The sequence below is a fragment of the Synechococcus sp. R5-12 genome (genome assembly GCF_047502655.1).
Taxonomy (GTDB): Bacteria; Cyanobacteriota; Cyanobacteriia; order Thermostichales; family Thermostichaceae; genus Thermostichus.
This window is the reverse complement of sequence record NZ_JANSIM010000041.1, coordinates 21,314-40,489: the sequence shown is the minus strand read 5'-3', so window position 1 is coordinate 40,489 and position 19,176 is coordinate 21,314. Positions and strand designations below refer to the sequence as shown.

Annotated in this window: 15 protein-coding genes; 9 read left to right on the top strand and 6 right to left on the bottom strand. The window is 60.8% G+C overall.

Annotated features, from left to right (window positions below):
* The first annotated feature begins 487 nt into the window (after positions 1-487).
* Both NW843_RS03125 and NW843_RS03120 read left to right on the top strand, forming a co-directional pair.
* Positions 488-958, top strand: a complete 471-nt coding sequence (locus NW843_RS03125) for a photosystem I reaction center protein subunit XI (protein ID WP_011433113.1) — start codon at positions 488-490, stop codon at positions 956-958.
* A 38-nt stretch (positions 959-996) separates the two neighbouring features.
* Positions 997-1,110: a photosystem I reaction center subunit VIII gene (locus NW843_RS03120; RefSeq protein WP_011433114.1), complete on the top strand. Its 114-nt coding sequence runs from the start codon at positions 997-999 to the stop codon at positions 1,108-1,110.
* A 653-nt stretch (positions 1,111-1,763) separates the two neighbouring features.
* On the opposite strand, the gene NW843_RS03115 is transcribed toward NW843_RS03120, so the two are convergent.
* The 5 genes from NW843_RS03115 to NW843_RS03095 form a co-directional block, all read right to left on the bottom strand.
* Positions 1,764-3,197: a 1-acyl-sn-glycerol-3-phosphate acyltransferase gene (locus tag NW843_RS03115; RefSeq protein WP_414381867.1), complete on the bottom strand. Its 1,434-nt coding sequence runs from the start codon at positions 3,195-3,197 to the stop codon at positions 1,764-1,766.
* 334 nt (positions 3,198-3,531) lie between these two features.
* The gene (locus NW843_RS03110) at positions 3,532-5,124 is read right to left on the bottom strand and encodes an Hsp70 family protein (RefSeq protein ID WP_414522085.1); all 1,593 of its coding nucleotides are present in this window, start codon (positions 5,122-5,124) and stop codon (positions 3,532-3,534) included.
* Positions 5,124-5,687 carry a helix-turn-helix domain-containing protein gene (locus NW843_RS03105; RefSeq protein ID WP_414356640.1) on the bottom strand — a complete coding sequence of 188 codons (564 nt, stop codon included), beginning with the start codon at positions 5,685-5,687 and terminating at the stop codon, positions 5,124-5,126. The genes NW843_RS03110 and NW843_RS03105 overlap by 1 nt, the downstream gene beginning before the upstream one ends.
* A 48-nt stretch (positions 5,688-5,735) precedes the next feature.
* The gene (locus NW843_RS03100) at positions 5,736-6,278 is read right to left on the bottom strand and encodes a hypothetical protein (RefSeq protein WP_011433119.1); all 543 of its coding nucleotides are present in this window, start codon (positions 6,276-6,278) and stop codon (positions 5,736-5,738) included.
* A gap of 259 nt (positions 6,279-6,537) precedes the next feature.
* Positions 6,538-6,897, bottom strand: a complete 360-nt coding sequence (locus NW843_RS03095; protein ID WP_414344375.1) for a hypothetical protein — start codon at positions 6,895-6,897, stop codon at positions 6,538-6,540.
* Between the two features lie 202 nt (positions 6,898-7,099).
* On the opposite strand from NW843_RS03095, the gene trpB reads away from it, so the two are divergent.
* From trpB to lysS, 7 genes are all read left to right on the top strand, one after another.
* The gene (trpB, locus tag NW843_RS03090; RefSeq protein ID WP_414522084.1) at positions 7,100-8,377 is read left to right on the top strand and encodes a tryptophan synthase subunit beta; all 1,278 of its coding nucleotides are present in this window, start codon (positions 7,100-7,102) and stop codon (positions 8,375-8,377) included.
* A 37-nt stretch (positions 8,378-8,414) separates the two neighbouring features.
* On the top strand, positions 8,415-9,197 hold the full coding sequence (locus tag NW843_RS03085) for an AMMECR1 domain-containing protein (RefSeq protein WP_414351904.1): 783 nt from the start codon (positions 8,415-8,417) through the stop codon (positions 9,195-9,197).
* Positions 9,187-9,951, top strand: coding sequence for a pantothenate kinase (locus NW843_RS03080; RefSeq protein ID WP_414522083.1), 765 nt, complete (start codon positions 9,187-9,189; stop codon positions 9,949-9,951). Before NW843_RS03085 ends, NW843_RS03080 begins: the two co-directional genes overlap by 11 nt.
* A gap of 53 nt (positions 9,952-10,004) precedes the next feature.
* Complete coding sequence (gene aroC, locus NW843_RS03075) at positions 10,005-11,141, top strand: chorismate synthase (protein WP_414522082.1); 1,137 nt, start codon at positions 10,005-10,007, stop codon at positions 11,139-11,141.
* Between the two features lie 12 nt (positions 11,142-11,153).
* Positions 11,154-12,548, top strand: coding sequence for a DNA repair protein RadA (gene radA, locus NW843_RS03070; protein ID WP_011433126.1), 1,395 nt, complete (start codon positions 11,154-11,156; stop codon positions 12,546-12,548).
* A gap of 266 nt (positions 12,549-12,814) precedes the next feature.
* A complete protein-coding gene (locus NW843_RS03065; RefSeq protein ID WP_414381847.1) occupies positions 12,815-13,624 on the top strand; it encodes a Uma2 family endonuclease in 810 nt (269 codons plus the stop codon).
* 54 nt (positions 13,625-13,678) lie between these two features.
* On the top strand, positions 13,679-15,214 hold the full coding sequence (lysS, locus tag NW843_RS03060) for a lysine--tRNA ligase (RefSeq protein ID WP_414522081.1): 1,536 nt from the start codon (positions 13,679-13,681) through the stop codon (positions 15,212-15,214).
* Between the two features lie 93 nt (positions 15,215-15,307).
* Here lysS and NW843_RS03055 read toward each other — a convergent pair whose 3' ends face one another.
* Positions 15,308-19,120 carry a tetratricopeptide repeat protein gene (locus NW843_RS03055; RefSeq protein ID WP_414522080.1) on the bottom strand — a complete coding sequence of 1,271 codons (3,813 nt, stop codon included), beginning with the start codon at positions 19,118-19,120 and terminating at the stop codon, positions 15,308-15,310.
* Positions 19,121-19,176: the final 56 nt, after the last annotated feature.

Here is a 19,176-nt window from a genome sequence, read left to right as displayed (position 1 = left end):
AGCCCGCCCTGTACTGCGAAGCAGTCAGGGTCGGGTAGTTTACTTAGGCTTTGTTGACCCATGGCCAGTGTATCTACCACTTTTTTCGGGGCTACCTACCACAGCGCAATATCGATCCCTTGCCCAGCAGGGATCCCACTTCATTGCAGACCTTAATACTCAACTTAATACTCAATACACAGTCCGAAAAAGCTGCCGCTATTCCTCACCACTGGTTACAACCAGGCGGTGAATCTGGACTTCTCTCTTCTTCCCCTGGAGAGGGTGAAGTTCGCGTTAGCAGGTCAGGGATCATGGGCAAGAGCGCGAATTGCTGAGGACAGGTTCTGGGAGGGAATGTCTCAAACTTATGTCTCAAACTTATTTAGAAGAGCTATCTCTGTGTTAAGCGAGCATGAACTTTTTTAACGATCCGGGTGGTGGTTGCCGAGAGGGTAACTTAGGCCCCGTAGAATGAATCGCAAAATTCCAGGCAGGACATTCGGACATGGATTACATTCGCACCTTTAACGACGATCCCTGCGAGGGGCATCTTTCGACGCCCATCAGCGATTCTCCTGTCACCCGTCTGTTTATCAACAATCTCCCCATCAACCGTCCTGGCTTATCGCCGCTGTTGCGGGGTCTAGAAATTGGGCTGGCCCATGGATATTTCTTGGTGGGGCCGGAAATTGTGCTGGGGCCGCTGCGGGATTACCCTGAGGCAGCTAACTTAGGCGGGCTGGTTACGGCAATGGCGATTGTGCTGCTGGGAACCGCCTGCATGTCGGCCTATGGCAGCGTTACCTTCGGAAACAAGCCGGAAACACCGGGGGCCGCTCCTCTGGCTACAGCTCGGGGTTGGGGGGATCTGACGGCAGGATTTTTCTTGGGAGGTATGGGTGGCGTGTTCGCTGCCTATTTCCTGCTGGAGAACTTTGCCGGGATCGACGCCATCTTTCGAGGGCTGGTGAATTAGTTGTCAAGTTTGTCAAGTCACTTGAGAGGAGCAAAATCATGACCGGTTCTTACGCTGCTGCTTATCTTCCTTGGATCTTTATCCCCATTGTTGGTTGGCTGCTTCCTGCGGTAGGCATGGCAGTGCTTTTTTTGTACATTGAGCGGGACTAGTCCCGGAGTGCTTTGATACTCACTAGTGCTGATTAATTTCAATTACTTCAGGCTAGAGATCAACCCCAGATATTGAGGCAGGGATCCCTTTTTTAGGGATCCCTCTCTTTTGGTCAGGATGATTTCCATCCGCGCTACCAGAGTCCCGAAAGGCGAAGGCTGTCCCCTCACCTCTTTTTTTAGGAAGGGAGCATTTCCAAAGGACTTTAGATTGGAGCAGGATCCGGCGAGCTGATCCCAAGCCAACAAGGGGAAGGGCAGCTTCCGCAACACCCTTGCAACTTCAACGAGAAGGAGGAGTCGATGGCCAGCCTTAACTTTCCAACCCTGCGTATAGGCGATCCCATTCAAGAGGGCAGTTTCCAGGTTTTCCCTCTCTTTTCTTAGGGGGAGCAGGAAGTTGCCTATCGCCTTCCAGATCTGCAAACCCAGGAAGCAACCATCACCGAGGTGAGCGAGGCCGGAGCAGTACCTCACCTGGTTGTGGAAAACCACAGTGAGTTCCTATTGCTGCTGGGAGTACCGAGCAGAGTCCCAGCGGGGCGACCAAGGCTCAGCTCTGTTCTATGATGGGAAGGTGGTTTATCTTTCAGCAGTCTCTCGGCAGTAGTGCCAGGCTTCTCACCTAAGCTGGTTCCCCCTTTGGGGGATCCCTAGAAATTGGAAGAAAAAGAAAGAAATTGGAAAGAAAAAACATCCTGAGTTAGCTCGGTCACCGCCTGTTTGGCTTCCTGGCGGCCTCGGCAATACCGCTCTAACCGCTCGCTAACGGAGATGGGATCCCCGACGGTCACGTGAACCCCCCGCCAGCCTAGGCGAGGGCGGGCTGGGTAGGATTCCCCTCGAAGGCGGGCCAGCACATCAAATAGAATGAGGGCAGTTTCTGCCAGCCGCTCAAAAGAGGGTTTGCTCAGCAAATACTCTTCCTGGACGGCTACACAGCTTTCCACCAAGCGCATGTGCTGCAGGTAGAGCGTTGCCTGGTGGGCTTTCCAGTCGAGCAACCCCCGCTGCAGGGGAGACAGGGATCCAGGATGCCGCAATTCTTCTCGGTAAATCTGGATCCAGGCGACTTCTTCAATGCGGCGGCAGCGGCTGTTCCAATCCCCCTGGGGAGATAGGCCAAAGTAGGTCTCTGCGGTTTCCAGGGCTCTGTGGAGCAGCCGCTCCAGGCGAGCGTTAAAGTGGCCAGGGGCTAGCCTCTGCTCTATCCGTGGTTCTTCTTCATCTCTCCCAGAGATGAAGGGAGGTAGGTCGTAGAAAGCTTCCAGTTGTCCCAGGAGATGCTGGGCTAGGCGGCAGATCCGCTGGGTGTAGCGAAGGTTGGGGCTCCTGGAGGATCTTGGCTCTGGCTTCGGAGGCGTCAACCCACTCAGGTGCTCAAGGCGCGCCAGCAGGCGCTCCAGCTTCGTCCAGGAGGGATCCGTGTAGTAGTACCGAATGCCAATGGGCAGCAAAATGACGGTCTCTGAGCGACCAGCTTTGGCCAGGTCCTCGGCGCACCAAAAGCACAGCTGAGCCATTCCCGGTTCCAGGGGATTGATCCGTTCGCTGTGGCCGTTGGTGGCTCCTTCTGGGGCGATTGCAAAGGGAAATTGCCCATCCAGGAGCAGTTGCCGGGCCGCCTTTAGCGCCACCCGATCCACCCTCCGACCGCGGCGTATAGGGATCCCGCCCAGGCGAGACAACAGCCACCCCAGCCATTCCCCTCCCCAGAGGGGCATGCCCCGGTCGTAGAGAAAATGGGCGTGAAGGGGTTCTCGAAGGCGGATCCCTTGTCGACGGGCGGCTTCAGGCACCAGGCGAGATAGAACGTACAGGCCCACCAGCGGGTCATCCACCTCCACATGTCGGAAAGCCAGGACTAGGCGAATTTGACCCTCCTGGAACTGGTGGTAGAGCCGCGCCAAGATCTCCGCCCCTGTGGCCTCGATTTTGGCAATGCCGGAAGGAAGCCAGCGCCGCACCCTCACCCGCAAGAGCAGGGGCAGGATCCCGTGGACGAGCCGTAGCACCCAGGCGCTATAGGCGGGCGGAATAAAGTCGAGGGGAGGACGGGCAAAATGGGGCGGTGGTGACAAGAGCAAGATTTGTTCCCAAGGTAGCTCAAGAGAAGAAGTGTAGTTAAACGCAAATCAGATTCATATCCCATCGCTCAGATTATTCATCAAGTCGCTACAGAGATCACTGGATATGCAGCCATTCTCAATCAACAATCAATATCAACAATATCAATGATTGAGATCCTTTCCCTGAGACCCCACGCCGTCGGCGCAACCGCTCTCTACTCTCCTCAAGCCCCCGACCCCTCTCTCACAAGGGGAGATGAGAGTTGGGAATCGTGGCCATGTCGTGCCCTTTACATTGCTTTCTTTGTCTTCCGTTGCAGTGAAGACGCTCTCTTCTCTCTACTTTCGTCTCTTAACTCAAGGTGGCTACAGGCTGGGCCTCTGCCAAAAGGGCCTGAGTTTGCAGGTCGGTGATGGTAACCAACAAGCGCCGCGAAGCATCGACGGCAAATTCGACGCGAAGGCGATCCTCCCCTACGCGGCCAGGGGGCTGCAAACGGGCCAGACAAATTGGTGATGACTCCGTCGAAGTAGCGCGAACGGTTGGGGATCCGAGAGGAGCCAGGAACCGGAAGTCGGTTTGCCGGGTGAGTTGACGGCTGCTCATGCGCCCCAGCTCGTCGTAAACCACCTCCGATTGGACTACCTGGGCCACTTCTCCCACCTCTAGGCGAATCTCCGTTTGTCCGTCGTTGGCCACTTGCAGGATCAAGGGCTCAGCCCGTCGGCAGGGATAGGGGCTGCCCTGTTCGAAGAGGGGGTAGTAGATGTAGCTTTTCTGCAAGGGATCCCAGAGGCGGAGGGCATAGCTGTGGTGCAGGCGATCCTCCAGCTTCACCTGGCGGCCCACCTGCAGGGCGCCCAGGGCCACAGCATCGAAGGGGCGTTCGCAGCGCACTTTCTTTTTGCCGAAGTAGGAGCGCAGCAGCTCTTGAACTGCTGGCAGTTGGGAGCTGCCTCCTACCAAGAGCACCTGCTCAATTTGGTTCTTGCCCAATCCCCTCGCCTGGGCGGTGAGGAGAACGTCGTCTAGGCACTGGCGGATTTGATCCAAAAGCTGACGAGCTTCCAGGATCTCTTCCAGCTCCTGCCGGCTTAACTTCAACTCATGGGCAGTGAGGGCTTCGTCGTCAAACCAACTGCCCACCGCTTCCATCTGAGTGGAAAGGGCGATCTTGAGCTGTTCCGCCTGCTCCAGGAGGTTGAGCCAGCCCAGAGCTCCAATTTGCTGTCGGCTTAGCCCCAGTTGCTGCAGTAGGTAGTCGGCAATCCAAATGTCGATGTCCACCCCGCCCACATAGGCATCGGCCTTGGCGATCACCTCCGCTTTGAGGACAGGGCTACCCGCTTGGGGAGCGAGGGTGCGCACCAAGCTGAGATCCAAGGTACCGCCGCCGAAATCCACCACCAGCACTAGGGATCCCGGCTGGCCAACCGCATAGCCCAGGGCTGCTGCCGTGGCTTCATCGACAATTTGAACGGGATCCCAGCCACAGGCGCTGGCCACTCCCCGCAGCCAATTCAAGTAGCGCTCAAAAGAGCCGACAGGGGCGGTGAACACCAGCTGTTGCGGCTGCAGGTGTTCTTTCGGGACAGCTTCCATCACCGTCTGCAAAAAAGCTTGGGCCACCCTCTCGGCGTCGTAGCGCTCTCCATCTAGAACTCGCGGCGGAGGGACAAACTCCGCCACCAAGTCCCGCTTAAACCCCTGAAACAGCCGTTGCGGATCCACTGCCCCCCACCGACCGGCGCGCACGGTTTCCCCCACCAGGAGCTGGCCTTTTCCCTTCACGTAGACCAAGCTGGGAATAGCCGAGTGGTCTGGGCGAGAGAGGCCGGGAAGAGTGAGGAGACGGGGCACTGCTTGGGCGGGATCCCAAACTGCCACCACCGTGTTGCTGGTGCCAAAATCAATGGCTAGGGTCGCTTTGGGGGCAGGTGCCATCAGCTCAATCCTCCAGGCAGGGAACGGCTGACTTTGGCTGGGCAGAGGATGTGGTCACCGCGGCGGTAGCCGACAAAGCGAATGTAAACGGGATCCCCCTTTTGAATATCCAGCTGATCCGGTTGATGCAGTTGCGGATCAAAGGGGACGGACTCCAGGGGGTTGCCGATGGGCTCATACCCCCAGCGCTGCAGCAGAGCGTCTAAGGAGCGAAACAGAGCTGTCACGTTTTGGGCCGGCCAATCGGGCTTGCGCTGGGCAATCTGGCGGACAGTGGGGTAGCTGGTCAGCAGCGGCTGCAGCAGAGAGAAGAGGACTTCTGAGGAATCGGTGGATTCCATTTTGTCATTCCCGTTGAGGCGCAGCAGGGATCCCAAGTCCCACTGCAGGGCGGCAGCCAGCTTTTGGAGCTGCTCCAGGCGCAGGGATCCCCACTTTCCCTGGCGCACCTGATCAAGGGCGCGGCGGCTGATCCCGGCCTGGGCCTGTAAAGCCCGCCAAGAAGACAGGCCAACAACCCGCATGCGTTCCTGCAGCCAACTATCCAGCGGTCTCTCGGCCATTGGGTTTTGCCAGGGATCCCTACGATCATGCCCCAACTTGGGTCTAGCTCAGGGATCGGCAAGGCGCAGGGAACGGGCTATAGCTTCCACATCTCGGTCATAGCGCTCGCGCCGGCTGGCCGGGTACACGAACTCAAAGCCAGCTTGCAGCGAAGGGCGGACAACTGTTTTGAGATAGAAAATCCGCTGGCCAAAGGGCTCCGCACCGCTGACACGAACGGGCTCGTAGCCGGAGACCACAAAGAAATCCCGGCCAACAGCTTGGTAAGTAACCCGGCGCTGGTTTTCCCGGCTGCGGCGAAGTTCTTCCTGCAGGGCGCTGGCGGGCGTTGCTTGAAAAATGTTGTACCCACCCCAAACGCGCAGCTCAGCCCCGTCTTGACCGAGAAACACTTGGCCATCGCCGTTGTCCGATTCCCCTTGCGGAATGAAGTCTGCCGGGTAGTCGATGCGGTAGCCGAAACGGGCATTGAGATAGGGCCGGAAACCGGCTTGGGCAACGGGAAGGGCAGGGGCGGGAGCAATGACGGGGATCCCCGCTCCTAGGATCAGTCCGGCAAGCAGACAAGCTAGGCGAGCAGCAGACTTCATGGTTTTGATTGCTCTAATCTGTAGCTATCCTAAGCTCTCTCACCTCCAGCCCCTCTCCTAGGGGGACAGAATTTGGTTTGTCCAAGCTCTTTCCCAAAAGACAAAGGGAATAGGAATCCAAGTTTCACTGCCGTTGAGAATGGGTCGGTTGCGCCGCTTGTATCTGGGTGCCACTTGAAATAGTAGGTATAGCATCTTTTTCGAGAGTTTGAAATAAAATACCGATTTTTGGGCCACTATTTTGTTTTGTCGACCAAGTTTAAGTTTGCCGATCAACATCAGGGTTTTGGCCGGAGCGCAGCCGTTCGATTTCTTCTCTTGCCCGCTGGATAGCGCTGCAATTGTCTACCGCTGCCCAGGTGGAGGCCAGAAACAGCCCAGGGAGAGAAACCTCTCCTTCTTCGTCGCTAAACAACACGCCGATGAAGAGACACCACCCCAGAAAGATCATCAGAGCTTTCCACCGCCGCGTGTAAATGTAGGCTGCAAAAGCAAGCAGAATGGACAAAAAGATCGCCACCCCCTGAGACTTTTGAGAAAGGGCATAGGTACGACGAATTTCTGCATCCGCTCTTTTTTGATCTTCTTGCCGCAGCAACTCTTGTAGATGTTCGTCCATAGGCCACCCAAACCTGACGGCCTCATCTTAAAAATCCTTGGAAGCCCCCTGTTCAAAGACAATTGTTCGGGATCCCTGTTGGGGGAGAACGGCAGGAAAAGAGAGGAGAGGTTGGCCACCCCCCCTTCTCGAGTTCCCAACTTCTGTAGAATGGGAAAGCCTCTCTCTAGTTGCAGGCTACAAGGCCCGGACGGATTTTGCCATGACCTCAGCTCCTCTTGCTTCTCCCCCTCGTGTTTTGGATCCTCTCGACCCTCAAGTGCGTCCGGATCCCCAGGGGCGGTTTGGGCCGTTTGGGGGTCGGTTTGTGCCGGAAACCCTGATGAGCGCCCTAACGGAGCTGGAGGAAGCCTTTGAGCATCACTGGCGGGATCCCGACTTTCGCGCCGAGTTTCACAACCTGTTGCGGGATTTTGTTGGGCGGCCCAGCCCCCTCTACTTTGCCCAGCGGCTAACCGAATACTACGGCGGCCCGCAGATCTACCTCAAACGGGAAGATCTCAACCACACCGGCGCCCACAAGATCAACAACGCCCTTGGCCAAGTGCTGCTGGCGGTGCGCATGGGCAAGCGGCGGATCATTGCCGAGACTGGCGCCGGCCAACATGGGGTGGCCACGGCAACCGTGTGCGCCCGCTTTGGCCTAGAATGCGTCATCTACATGGGGGCGCTGGATATGGAGCGGCAGGCCCCCAATGTGCAGCGGATGCGCCTTTTGGGCGCTGAGGTGCGGGGAGTGGAATCGGGCACGCGCACCCTCAAAGACGCCCTCTCCGAGGCCATCCGCGACTGGGTAACCAACGTGGAGACCACCCACTACGTCATCGGCACGGTGGCGGGGCCCCACCCTTACCCGAAGCTGGTGCGGGCCTTTCACGATGTCATTGGCCAGGAGACGCGGCAGCAGTGCCAGGAAAAATGGGGAGGGCTGCCGGATGTGTTGCTGGCCTGTGTGGGGGGTGGATCCAACGCGCTGGGGCTGTTCAACGAGTTTGTCCGGGATCCCCAGGTGCGGCTGATCGGCATTGAAGCTGCCGGAGAAGGGCTGCACACGCCCCGCCACGCTGCCACCCTCAACCGCGGTCGGATTGGAGTCCTGCATGGAGCCATGAGCTACCTGCTGCAGGATGAAGAAGGTCAGGTGCAGGAGGCCCACTCCATCAGCGCTGGCTTGGATTATCCTGGCGTGGGGCCAGAGCACAGCTACCTAAAAGAAATCGGGCGGGCCGAGTACTACGCGGTTACTGACGACGAAGCGGTGGAAGCGCTGCTGCTGCTGTCGCGGCTGGAAGGGATCATCCCCGCGCTGGAGACGGCCCATGCTCTGGCCTATCTGAAAACCCTGGCCCCGCAGCAAGGACTCCGTCCCGCTAACGCGATCGGCCCTCAGCAGCGGGTGGTGGTCAACTGTTCTGGGCGCGGCGACAAGGATCTAAACACCGTTTTCAAGTATTTGCAGCAGCGGGGACGTAGCTTTTAGAGTACGGTTGTTGTGACCACCAACGGGATTCTCTTGGGTGTTCACCTGCCGAGTTCACTTCACGGTTCGATTGCTGGGTCTTCAAGGACTCCGTCCCGCTAACGCGATCGGCCTGCTCCTGGCTGCGGGGCTGGGCTTGTGGACGGGATCCCTGCCGCAGCCTTCTGAGACAACTGCCCCTGTTCCTCCGCCGGAGTCCATGGGTGCCTCGCACCGCTTACGGGATCGCACTGGCGGGACGGAGTCCGATTCAGAAGGGATCCCCTCTCCCAGCCGGCGACAACCTCTCCCTGACACCCTGCCGGCGCTGGCGCGTCAGGCCATTGCCTACTACTTCGCCACCGGCCAGGTGCTGCCACCTCCAGAGGAGATCCCGCCCCACTGGCGGCGCTCTGCGGGGGTTTTTGTAACGGTGAGTACAGAGGGTCGGCCCCGTGGCTGCTGGGGCAGCTTGGATCCCAGCGGCGAGGACCTGGTCAGGGCCACCATCCGGGCGGCGGTGGGGGCAGTCACCCGCGATTGGCGCTACGTACCTCTGCAACCCGGGGAGCTGGAGTCGGCCTCCATTCAGGTAGCCATTGTGCGGCGGGTGGTGCCCATTGCGTCGGCGGGACGGAGTCCTTTTGCCGCTGTGGAGCAGGTGGATCCCACCCGCATGGGCCTATTTGTCCGCTCTGGAACCCGGGGAGCGGTGTTGCTGCCGGGAGAGGCTTTGACGACAGAATGGCAGCTTGCTACCGCTAAGAGGTTGGCCGGGATCCCTGCCGACCAGCCGGTGGAGCTGTTTCGCGTGGAGGCAGAGCTGTTGCATGAGTTTTGAGGAGGGGGCAGATCTCAACGCTTCGCACTGTTGTCGTGAGTGGCTGGCAGCCGTGCTGGGCAACACTCACGTGCGCTGGGGTTGGTTTGTGGGGGAGACCCTGGTGAAGGTGGAGCAGTTTCCTGCCCACCAGCCCTTGTCCTGGCCGCAGCAGACAGAGCTGTGGCTGGCTCCTGTGGGCTCTGCTCCCCTGCCGCCAGCATCGCCCTGGGTGCATCGATTGGAGCTATCGCAGGTGCCGCTGCGGGATCCCTACCCGGGGTTGGGGCTGGATCGGGCTTTAGCCCTGTGGGCTGCTGGGATCCACTACGGCTGGCCCTGTTTGGTCATCGACGCGGGTACTGCCCTGACCCTCACAGGAGCTGACTCTGAAGGATCGCTGGTGGGAGGGGCCATCTTGCCCGGCCTGGGGTTGCAGGCGCAGGCGTTGGCTGATCACACAGCCCTGCTGCCCAAAGTACAGTGGGATCCGCAGGATCCCTTGCCCCCTCGCTGGGCCAACGACACCGTGGCTGCCATCCGCAGCGGCATCCTCCACACCCTCTTGGCTGGCTTGCGCGAGTTCATTGCCGACTGGCGTCGCCGCTTTCCCCAAGGCCCCCTGCTGCTGACCGGCGGGGATGGGAAGTGGCTCCACCCTCACTTGGGCCCGCTTGACCCAGAGCTGCGCTGGGATCCCCACCTGGTGTTGCGGGGAATTGCCGGCTGCCGCCAGCTGCACCGCACTGCCCGCCACTCCCCTAGTGCAGAATAGAAAACAGTCTCTCCCAGCCGCCTGCGAGTAACGGCTTCTTGCTTGGGGATCCCATGGCCAACGGCAACTCCTTCGGTGTCCTGTTTTGCGTGACCACCTATGGCGAGTCCCACGGGGGGGCGGTGGGGGTGGTGGTAGATGGCTGTCCGCCCCGCCTGCCGTTGACCGAGGCCGACATTCAGGCAGAGCTGGATCGGCGGCGTCCTGGCCAGAGCCCCATCACGACGCCCCGCCAGGAAGCGGATCGCTGCCAGATCCTCTCCGGGGTTTTTCAGGGCTTTACGCTGGGCACCCCCATCCACATCCTGGTGCGCAACCAGGATGCCCGCCCCCAGGACTACCAGGAGATGGCCACCACCTTCCGCCCTTCCCATGCCGATGCCACCTACCAGGCCAAGTACGGCATCCGCAACTGGCAGGGGGGAGGACGGGCCTCAGCGCGAGAAACCATTGGCCGGGTGGCTGCCGGGGCCATTGCCAAGAAGATCCTGCGCCTAGCGGCAGGGGTGGAGATCCTGGCCTACGTGCAGCGGGTAAAAGACGTGGAAGCCCAGGTGGATCCCAGCTCGGTAACTGCAGAGCAGGTGGAAGCCAACATCGTCCGCTGCCCCGATCCCCAAGCGGCGGCGGCCATGATCCAAAAAATTGAGGAGGCGGCGCGGGAAGGGGATTCGCTGGGGGGAGTGGTGGAGTGTGTAGCCCGCCGGGTGCCGCGCGGGCTGGGATCCCCGGTGTTTGACAAGCTGGAGGCCGACTTGGCCAAGGCGGTGATGTCCCTGCCGGCCAGCAAGGGGTTTGAGATTGGCTCGGGGTTTGCCGGCACCTACCTGACGGGCAAGCAGCACAACGACGAGTTTTACATGACCCCCGGCGGCTGGCGCACCCGCAGCAACCGCTCCGGCGGCATCCAGGGGGGCATCAGCAACGGCGAAGACATCGTCCTGCGGGTAGCCTTTAAGCCCACTGCCACCATTCGCCAGCCTCAAAACACCGTCACCCTCAATGGGCAAGAGACGGTTTTGGCGGCGCGGGGACGCCACGATCCCTGTGTCTTGCCGCGGGCAGTGCCGATGGTGGAGGCGATGGTGGCCCTGGTCCTCTGCGACCATCTGCTGCGCCACCACGCCCAGTGCGGATCCCTGGTCTTGCCGGAGGTGCCCCTCCCTGTCGCCGCTGCTCCCCAGGCCTAGGAGTCCCCGGCTATGGCCAAGGCCAAAACCGTCTGGGAGTGCAGCCAGTGCGGCGAGCGCTATGCCAAGTTTTTGGGCCGCTGCGACCATTGCGGCGCCTGGAACACCCTGACGGAAGTGGTCGTCGCCCCAGCGGCCAAGTCCCCACGGGCCCAAGCCCTCGCTCCTAGGTCCAACCGCGCCAATGGGATCCCCCGGTCGGCCCTCCCTCTCTCCCAGGTCTCCTCAGATCGCCACCCTCGCCTCTCCTCCGGCTATGGCGAGTTTGACCGGGTGTTGGGAGGTGGCATTGTGCCGGGATCCCTGGTGTTGATTGGCGGGGATCCGGGCATTGGCAAGAGCACCCTGCTGCTGCAGAGCGCTGCCCACCTGGCCAAGAGCGGGCCCATCTTATACGTGTCGGGGGAAGAATCAGCCCAGCAGATCAAGCTACGCGCCGAGCGGCTGGGGGTGGAAAGCGAGCAGCTCTACCTCTTGGCCGAGACCGACCTGGAGGCCATCGTGGCGGAGATCCAGGCTCTGCAACCGCAGGTGGCGGTGATCGACAGCATTCAAGCCATCTTCTGGGGGCAACTCACCTCGGCGCCGGGATCCGTTTCCCAGGTGCGGGAATGCACCGGCCTGTTAATGCGGCTGGCCAAAAAACTGGGGGTGGCTCTGCTGATTGTAGGCCATGTTACCAAAGACGGATCCCTGGCCGGGCCGAAGGTGCTGGAGCATTTGGTGGACACGGTCTTGTACTTTGAGGGGGATCGCTTCCAAAGCCACCGCCTATTGCGCGCCGTCAAAAACCGCTTTGGGGCAGCCCAGGAAATGGGTGTTTTTGAGATGACCGCCTCTGGCTTGGTGGAGGTGGAGAACCCCTCGCAGCTTTTTTTGAGTAGCCGGGATCAGGCCATGCCCGGAACAGCCACCATCGTTGCCTGCGAGGGCACCCGCCCCTTGGTGGTGGAAGTGCAGGCCCTAGTCAGCCCCACCAGCTACAGCTCCCCCCGCCGCACCTCCACCGGCATTGAAATCAACCGCTTTTTGCAGATCTTGGCTGTGCTGGAAAAACGGGTGGGGATCCCTCTTTCCAAATACGATGCCTACATCGCCTCTGCCGGCGGTATTCAGGTGGCCGAGCCGGCTGCCGACTTGGGGGTGGCAGTGGCTGTGGCCGCCAGCTTCCGGGATCGCCAAGTGGATCCTTTTACAGTCCTGATTGGCGAGGTGGGACTAGGGGGGCAGGTGCGCCCGGTGGCCCAGTTGGAGCAGCGCTTGAAAGAAGCCAGCAAACTGGGGTTTCGCCACGCCATCATCCCCAACAGCCCTGTGTTGTCGGATCACGGCCTGCGCCTGAGTCGGGTGCAGCGGGTGTTGGAAGCCCTGCTGGTGGCTGTGCCCGGTTCCCAGAGCGCAGAGTGAACATCCCCTTGCCTTCCACCCGTCGCCGGCTGCTGGGCTCTGCTGCGCCTATCTCCAAAGGCCAAGCAAGGACTCCGTCCCGCTAACGCGATTGGACTCCGTCCCGCTAACGCGATCGGCATCCGCTGCTTCGGTGGCATGTCCATCATGTTCCCGAAAACTTTTGTTACCCTCGAAAAAGGCTACGCCTGCTGCGCGAACAGCTCAGTAGCATGAGTCAAACCCCAGCCCTCAGTTAGCGGCACCAGCAACGGATCCCGGTGAGCATGGTTTCTGCACTCTCCAGCCCAGTCCAGCCCTCGATGCCGGAGGCAGCATTTCCTCTGCCAGAGCCACCGGATATTAGTGACCTGGTCATCGAGGACGATGAGCCTGTGGACAGCATTCACTCGGAGAAGCTGCAGCGCCTGCTCACCGGTGCCCTCTACACCTCATTCCAGCCCAAGGCCAAAGACACCGGGGAACCGATCCCCTTTTTGGCCACGGCCAATGTCGGTCTGTTCTATGCCCTCAAACTGCCTCCCCTGGTGCCCGATGTGATGCTCAGCCTGGAGGTGGCTCCCCCCGCCAGCTTTGAGCGCAAGGAAGATCGCACCTACCTGGTCTGGGAGATGGGTAAGCCGCCGGATGTAGTCATCGAGATTGTCTCCAACCGCAAAGGGGAAGAGCTGGGCCGCAAACTCAAAGACTATGCCCGTGCCGGCGTGAGCTACTATGGGGTCTACGATCCCTTGCGGCAACTAAGGGAACTGCAGGGATCCCCTCTGGCCCTTTTTCAGCGGCGGGGAGGTGAATTTGTCCCCTTCGAGTCCACCTGGCTGGAGGATATCGGGTTGGGCTTGACCCTCTGGCAGGGATCCTTCGAGGGCGTGAACACGGAATGGCTACGCTGGTGTGATCGGGAAGGGGAGGTGTTGCCCACCGGGGAAGAGAAGGCTGCTTTGGAACATCAACGGGCCGAAAGAGAACGCCAACGGGCCGAGGCAGAGTATCAACGCGCCGAAAGAGAACGCCAGCGGGCTGAAGCCCTTCTGGAGCTGCTGCGTTCCCACGGGATCGCGCCGCCGGAAGCCTGAAAAGGGGATCCCGCCCCTGATGGGGCTTTCATTGTCCATTGCCTATCCACTGCCATGTCCACTCTCCCCAGCAGCAGCGAAGTTGCCCAACGGGCCGCCCGCCTGGAAAAAGCCCAACACCTGCGGGAACAAGGGATCCCGCCCTATGCCTATTCTTTTCCTGTTACCCATCTGGCTGCCGAGCTGCAGGAGCAATTTGCCGACCTAGAGCCCGGCGGCGAGCGGGAGGATGTGCAGGTGGCGGTGGCCGGGCGGATCCGGGCGCGGCGGGTCATGGGCAAGCTGGCCTTCTTTACCCTGCAGGATCGCTCTGGCACCATTCAGCTTTATCTAGACAAGAAACGGCTGACGGAGCATATGGGGGAGTTGGCCTTCAAGAACTTGGACAAGCTCATCGACGTGGGCGATTGGCTGGGGGCCAAGGGCTGCCTCAAGCGCACCGAAAAAGGGGAATTGTCGGTGCGGGTGGACGAGTACCAGGTGCTAACCAAGGCGCTGTTGCCGCTGCCGGACAAGTGGCACGGCCTGCGGGATGTGGAGAAACGCTACCGCCAGCGCTACGTCGATCTCATCGTCAACCCTGAGGTCAAGCAGACCTTGCTCGACCGCGCCCAGATCATCCGCTCCCTGCGGCAGACTCTGGAAGAGCGAGGTTTTGTGGAAATTGAGACGCCAGTGTTGCAGGTGATCCCCGGCGGGGCGGAGGCGCGGCCTTTTGTTACCCACCACAACGCCCTGGATCTGGATCTCTACTTGCGCATTGCCACCGAGCTGCACCTGAAGCGGCTGGTGGTGGGCGGGATCGAGCGAGTCTATGAAATTGGGCGGGTCTTTCGCAACGAAGGCATCTCCACCCGCCACAACCCGGAGTTCACCTCTCTAGAGGCCTATCAAGCCTTCGCCGACTACCACACCATGATGGAGCTGACGGAAACCCTGGTCTGCAACGCCGCCCTGGCGGTGCGGGGATCCCTGCAGCTCACCTACCAAGGGGAAGCCATCGACCTCACCCCTCCCTGGCGACGGGTGACGATGCAGGAGCTGGTGGAGGAGGCCACTGGCATTTTCATCGATGTGGAAAAGGGATGCCCTGAAGAGCTCTTGCCGGCCTTGGCCGCCCAAGGGATCCCCGATCTCTCCCCCCAGGACTCCCCCGGCCAGTTGCTGGTCAAAGCCTTTGAGCACTGCTGCGAGAGCCGCCTGCGCCAGCCCACCTTTGTTCTGGACTACCCCCTGGATGTGTGTCCCCTCACCAAGCCCCACCGCAGCAAACCGGGGTTGGCCGAGCGCTTCGAGCTGTTCATCGTTGGGCGGGAGACGGCCAACGCCTACTCCGAGCTCACCGATCCGGTGGATCAGCGGCAGCGGCTGGAGGCCCAGGCAGCCCTGAAGGCAGCCGGAGATGAGGAGGCCCACTTTCTGGATGAAGACTTCCTCACGGCCTTGGAATATGGCCTGCCCCCCACCGGCGGCCTGGGCGTGGGGATCGACCGCTTGACAATGCTGCTGTGTGATGTCCCCAGCATTCGCGATGTCATTGCCTTTCCGCTGCTGCGGCCCGAGACGGGAGAAGTGGCGGAGGAGGCTTGAGCCGATCCCTCTAACTGTCCATTCAAATCCCATCGATTTCTAAGAGAGGTTGGAGGTGGCCGCGGCGACGGCGCGGAGCCTTTGGGAAGTGTCTCAACCTATTTTGAAATAACTAGCGATAACGTCTTCCAAAAGCCGACCTTCGTACCCTTGCATCTGGAGGGCAGCCTGGAAATCCTGGCAGGCTCTCTGCCAATCCCCAAGGGCAGTCCGGGCCAGGGCGCGGTTGAGGTGGGCCTTGAGGTGGCAGGGATCCCCCTCCTTCGCGTCAGCAGTGCAGAGTGTTATGGCTTGGTCGTAGTCGCGGATGGCCGCCGAAAAATCCCCCTGTTGGGCGTAGGCCCAGCCGCGGTTGTTCAAAACCCAGACCCGCTCCTGGGGATCCAGCTCCAGTTGCAGCAGTCGGGTGTAGTCTTCTATCGCTTTGTCCGTCTGTCCCTCGCCATCCCACAGGAGAGCTCGGTGGAGCAAAGCAGAGTGCTCCTGGGGGTTCAAGGCCAGGGCCTGCGTGTAGTCGGCAATGGCCAGCTCAGGGCAATTGGCCTGCCGGTGTAGATCCCCCCGTTGACGGTAGGCCAGGGCAGCATTGGCCACCCCCCAGTCTCGGTCAAGACTCAGGGCTTGGTCGAGATCCGCCAGTGCCATCTCTTGATCCCCCAAAGCCAGATGCACCGTTGCCCGCAAAGCAAAAGCCTGAGAAGCCTGCGGTTGCTGCTGGATCAGCGCCGTGAAATCGGCCAACGCCCCAGCCAGATCCCCCCTCTCTTGGCGACACAAGCCCCGATACAACAGGGCTTCGGTGACCAGCACTTCTGGATCCCCTGGGCTGGCCAGCTCCAAGACCCGATCCCAATCGGCTATTGCCCCCTCCAGGTTGTGGCGCAGGCGGCGGACTTGGGCCCGCTTCAGGTGGGCCTCCAGATAGAGCTGCCGGGACTGTTCCCCGTCTTGGGCCTCTTCCTGGATGACTTGGTCGAAGTCGGATTCAGCCTGCGCGTAGTACCCCAGCTCCAAGGACTCCGTCCCGCTGACGCGATCCTGCTCCGCACGGTTGGTGGGGCCATCGGTGCCGCGCACTGCCAACGTCAACAACAGAGAGCCGCGGGCCAAGCGGGCCATCCTGTGTTGGGGATCCTGCTGCAGCAAGCGGTTGAGATCTTGCAAGGCCGCTTCGGTCTGACCCAACTGCTGCAGAGCTTGTCCTCGGTGCCACAGCGCTTCCCTGTGGTCAGGATCCTGCTGCAAAACCCGGCTGAGATCCTGAATGGCGGAATCCCAGTTGCCCACCTGTCCATGGGCCATGCCCCGTCCCAGCCAAGCCGTCCAGTCCTGAGGATCCTGCCGCAACACCTCGTCGTAGTCGGCAATGGCCTCTGGCCACCGGCCCAGCTGTCGGCACAACTCAGCTCGCTCTTGGCGCAGATCCCGCCGTTCCGGCTGCAAGCGCACCGCCTCGTTCAACTGCTCCAAGGCCGCCTGCAGATCTCCCGTCTGGATTTGGGCCCGCGCCAGATCTCGGCGGATATCCGCCTCGGCCACTGCCACCCCCAGCGCCAAAGCCTGGTGGTAATCCTGGATGGCCCCCAGCCCATCTCCCAGAGCAGCCCGCACTTGGCCGCGATGGAAATAAGCCAAGCCCGACTGAGGATCCCCTTGCAGAGCTTGGTCGAAATCGGCCAGCGCTCCCTGCCAATCCCCCAACCGTTGCCGTGCCATACCGCGGCGCAGATGGGCATTAACCAGCAGCTCCGGCCCGCGTGGGATCCCAGGCCTCGCCGCCCACTGCAACACCTGCGAGAAGTCCTCACAGGCTGCCGGCCAATCTTCCCGCTCAGCATGGAGTTGGCCGCGGTTGAGGTAGAGCTGAGGGTTCTGCGGATCCCGCTCCAGGGCAGCTGTATAATCCCGCAGAGCCGCCAGGGGATCCCCCAACAGCCAATGGATTCGCCCGCGGCTGCTGTAGGCACTGGCATCTTGGGGATCCAGAGCGATGGCCTGGCTCAAGTCCGACAAAGCCGCTTCGATGTTGCCCAAGTCCAGGTGGGCAATGCCCCGGTTGAGGTAGGCTTTGGCCATTTGGGGATCCAGCTCCAGGGCGCGGTTGAAGTCTGCCAGAGCGCCGCCGGGATCCCCCAGCCCCTGGCGAGCCAAGCCCCGGCAGAGATAGGCCCGCGACAGGTTGGGATCCAGACGGAGAGCCTGTTCACAATCGGCCAGCGCCGGCTCCAGGGTGTTGCTGCTCAGGTAGGCCATGGCCCGCTGCAAGTAGAGATCCGCCTGGGCTGCCGCCTCTGCCTCAGGTAGCTCAGTGGCCTCAGCAGACCGTAGGGATAGGGCCTGAGAAAAATCTTCAACGGCCCCTTGGGGATCCCCCAACGCTTGTCGGGCCAGGCCCCGGTGGTAATAGGCTTTGCCGTGGCGAGGATCCAACTGCAGCGCTTGGGTGTAGTCCTCGACGGCCCCTTGCAAATCTGACAACTGGACCCGCGCCACTCCCCGGTTGAAGTAGGCTTCCCCGTCCTGAGGGTCCCGCTTGATCACCTCGGAAAAATCGGCTGCTGCCCCCTGCGCATCTCCCAGATGGCCGCGCACCACGCCGCGGTTGAAATAGGCCCGCACATCTTCCGGGTTGAGCTCAATGGCCCGCGAATAGTCTTCGATGGCCTGCTGCTGCTGATTCAGTTGCCGGTAAGCATTGCCACGGTTGTAGTAGGCCACCGCCCATTGTGGGTTGAGGCCGAGAGCCTGGGTGTAGTCGGCAACAGCTCCCTCGTAGTCCTCCAGCCGGTAGCGGGCAATACCTCGGTTGAAATAGGCGCGGGCATCCCCTGCCAGTTGAATAACTTGGGTGTAATCTGCGATGGCCCCTGCCAAGTCCCCACTTTTGTAGCGGGCGCTGCCCCGCTGGCTGTAGGCGCGGCTATTTTGGGGATCCAATTGAATGGCCAACGTACAGTCGGCAATCGCCCCCTGGAAATCCCCTTGGCGAGCTTTCTCCTGTGCGCGGGCCAACAGGCGCGTCGCCAAAACCTGATCCACCGAAACATCGCCGAGCGTCGCCTCTTGGGGAAAAGGCAACAGGGGCCGCAGCGCCTCCAACACTTCAGCAGCGGACTGGAAGCGCTCTTGCCAGTGGGGGCAGATCAGGCGATCCAAAATCTCGGCCAGCTCCTCGCTGACCTGAACCAAATCCCGCCAGAGCAGTTGGCCGGTGCGGGGATCATCCCGGATCTTATGGGGAGGACGACCGGTGAGGGCTTGGATGGCCAGCACCCCTACGGAGTACAGGTCGCTGCAGGGCTGGGGCTTGCCGTTGAGCTGTTCGGGCGCCATGTAGCCAACCGAGCCAATCACCGTCGCCAACTGAGTTTGGCCGGGGGCATGGCTGACCAACCGCCCCACTTCCTTGACTGCCCCAAAGTCGATCAACACCAACTTGCCATCGGCATCGCGGCGCATCAGGTTGGCCGGCTTGATATCCCGATGGACGATCTGGTGGGCGTGTACATGGCGCAGGATCTCCAAAATATCCCACAACAGTTTCAAAACCTCGGCCTCGCTCAGCGGCTTGCCTGGGATCAGCTCCTGGCTGAGATCATGCCCGGCAACAAACTCTTGCACCAAGTAAAAATCCTGATCCTGCTCGAAGTGGGCCAAAAGGCGGGGCACCTGGTCGAAGTGGTTGAGCCGGTTGAGAACCTTGGCTTCCCGTTCAAAGAGCTTGCGAGCCGTGGCCAGTGTATAAGGATCCGTGGAGAGGGGGCGAAGGCGCTTGACGACGCAGGGGCTATCGAAGGTGTCTTGATCCACCGCCTTGTAGGTTATGCCAAATCCCCCTTCCCCGAGGGGATGGAGAATGCGATAGCGTCCCCTGAGCACACTTCCCGCTCTGATCTTGTCTTCCATAGCCAAGCCAGTCGCCTGAGCGGAGCAGCCTTTTGCCACTACGAGCTGGCTCGATT

Coding starts and splice junctions, on each gene's coding strand:
- NW843_RS03125 (WP_011433113.1), top strand. CDS start 488: ATGGATTACATTCGCACCTTTAACGACGATCCCTGCGAGGGGCATCTT.
- NW843_RS03120 (WP_011433114.1), top strand. CDS start 997: ATGACCGGTTCTTACGCTGCTGCTTATCTTCCTTGGATCTTTATCCCC.
- NW843_RS03110 (WP_414522085.1), bottom strand. CDS start 5,124: ATGGCACCTGCCCCCAAAGCGACCCTAGCCATTGATTTTGGCACCAGC.
- NW843_RS03105 (WP_414356640.1), bottom strand. CDS start 5,687: ATGGCCGAGAGACCGCTGGATAGTTGGCTGCAGGAACGCATGCGGGTT.
- NW843_RS03100 (WP_011433119.1), bottom strand. CDS start 6,278: ATGAAGTCTGCTGCTCGCCTAGCTTGTCTGCTTGCCGGACTGATCCTA.
- NW843_RS03095 (WP_414344375.1), bottom strand. CDS start 6,897: ATGGACGAACATCTACAAGAGTTGCTGCGGCAAGAAGATCAAAAAAGA.
- trpB (WP_414522084.1), top strand. CDS start 7,100: ATGACCTCAGCTCCTCTTGCTTCTCCCCCTCGTGTTTTGGATCCTCTC.
- NW843_RS03080 (WP_414522083.1), top strand. CDS start 9,187: ATGAGTTTTGAGGAGGGGGCAGATCTCAACGCTTCGCACTGTTGTCGT.
- aroC (WP_414522082.1), top strand. CDS start 10,005: ATGGCCAACGGCAACTCCTTCGGTGTCCTGTTTTGCGTGACCACCTAT.
- radA (WP_011433126.1), top strand. CDS start 11,154: ATGGCCAAGGCCAAAACCGTCTGGGAGTGCAGCCAGTGCGGCGAGCGC.
- NW843_RS03065 (WP_414381847.1), top strand. CDS start 12,815: ATGGTTTCTGCACTCTCCAGCCCAGTCCAGCCCTCGATGCCGGAGGCA.
- lysS (WP_414522081.1), top strand. CDS start 13,679: ATGTCCACTCTCCCCAGCAGCAGCGAAGTTGCCCAACGGGCCGCCCGC.
- NW843_RS03055 (WP_414522080.1), bottom strand. CDS start 19,120: ATGGAAGACAAGATCAGAGCGGGAAGTGTGCTCAGGGGACGCTATCGC.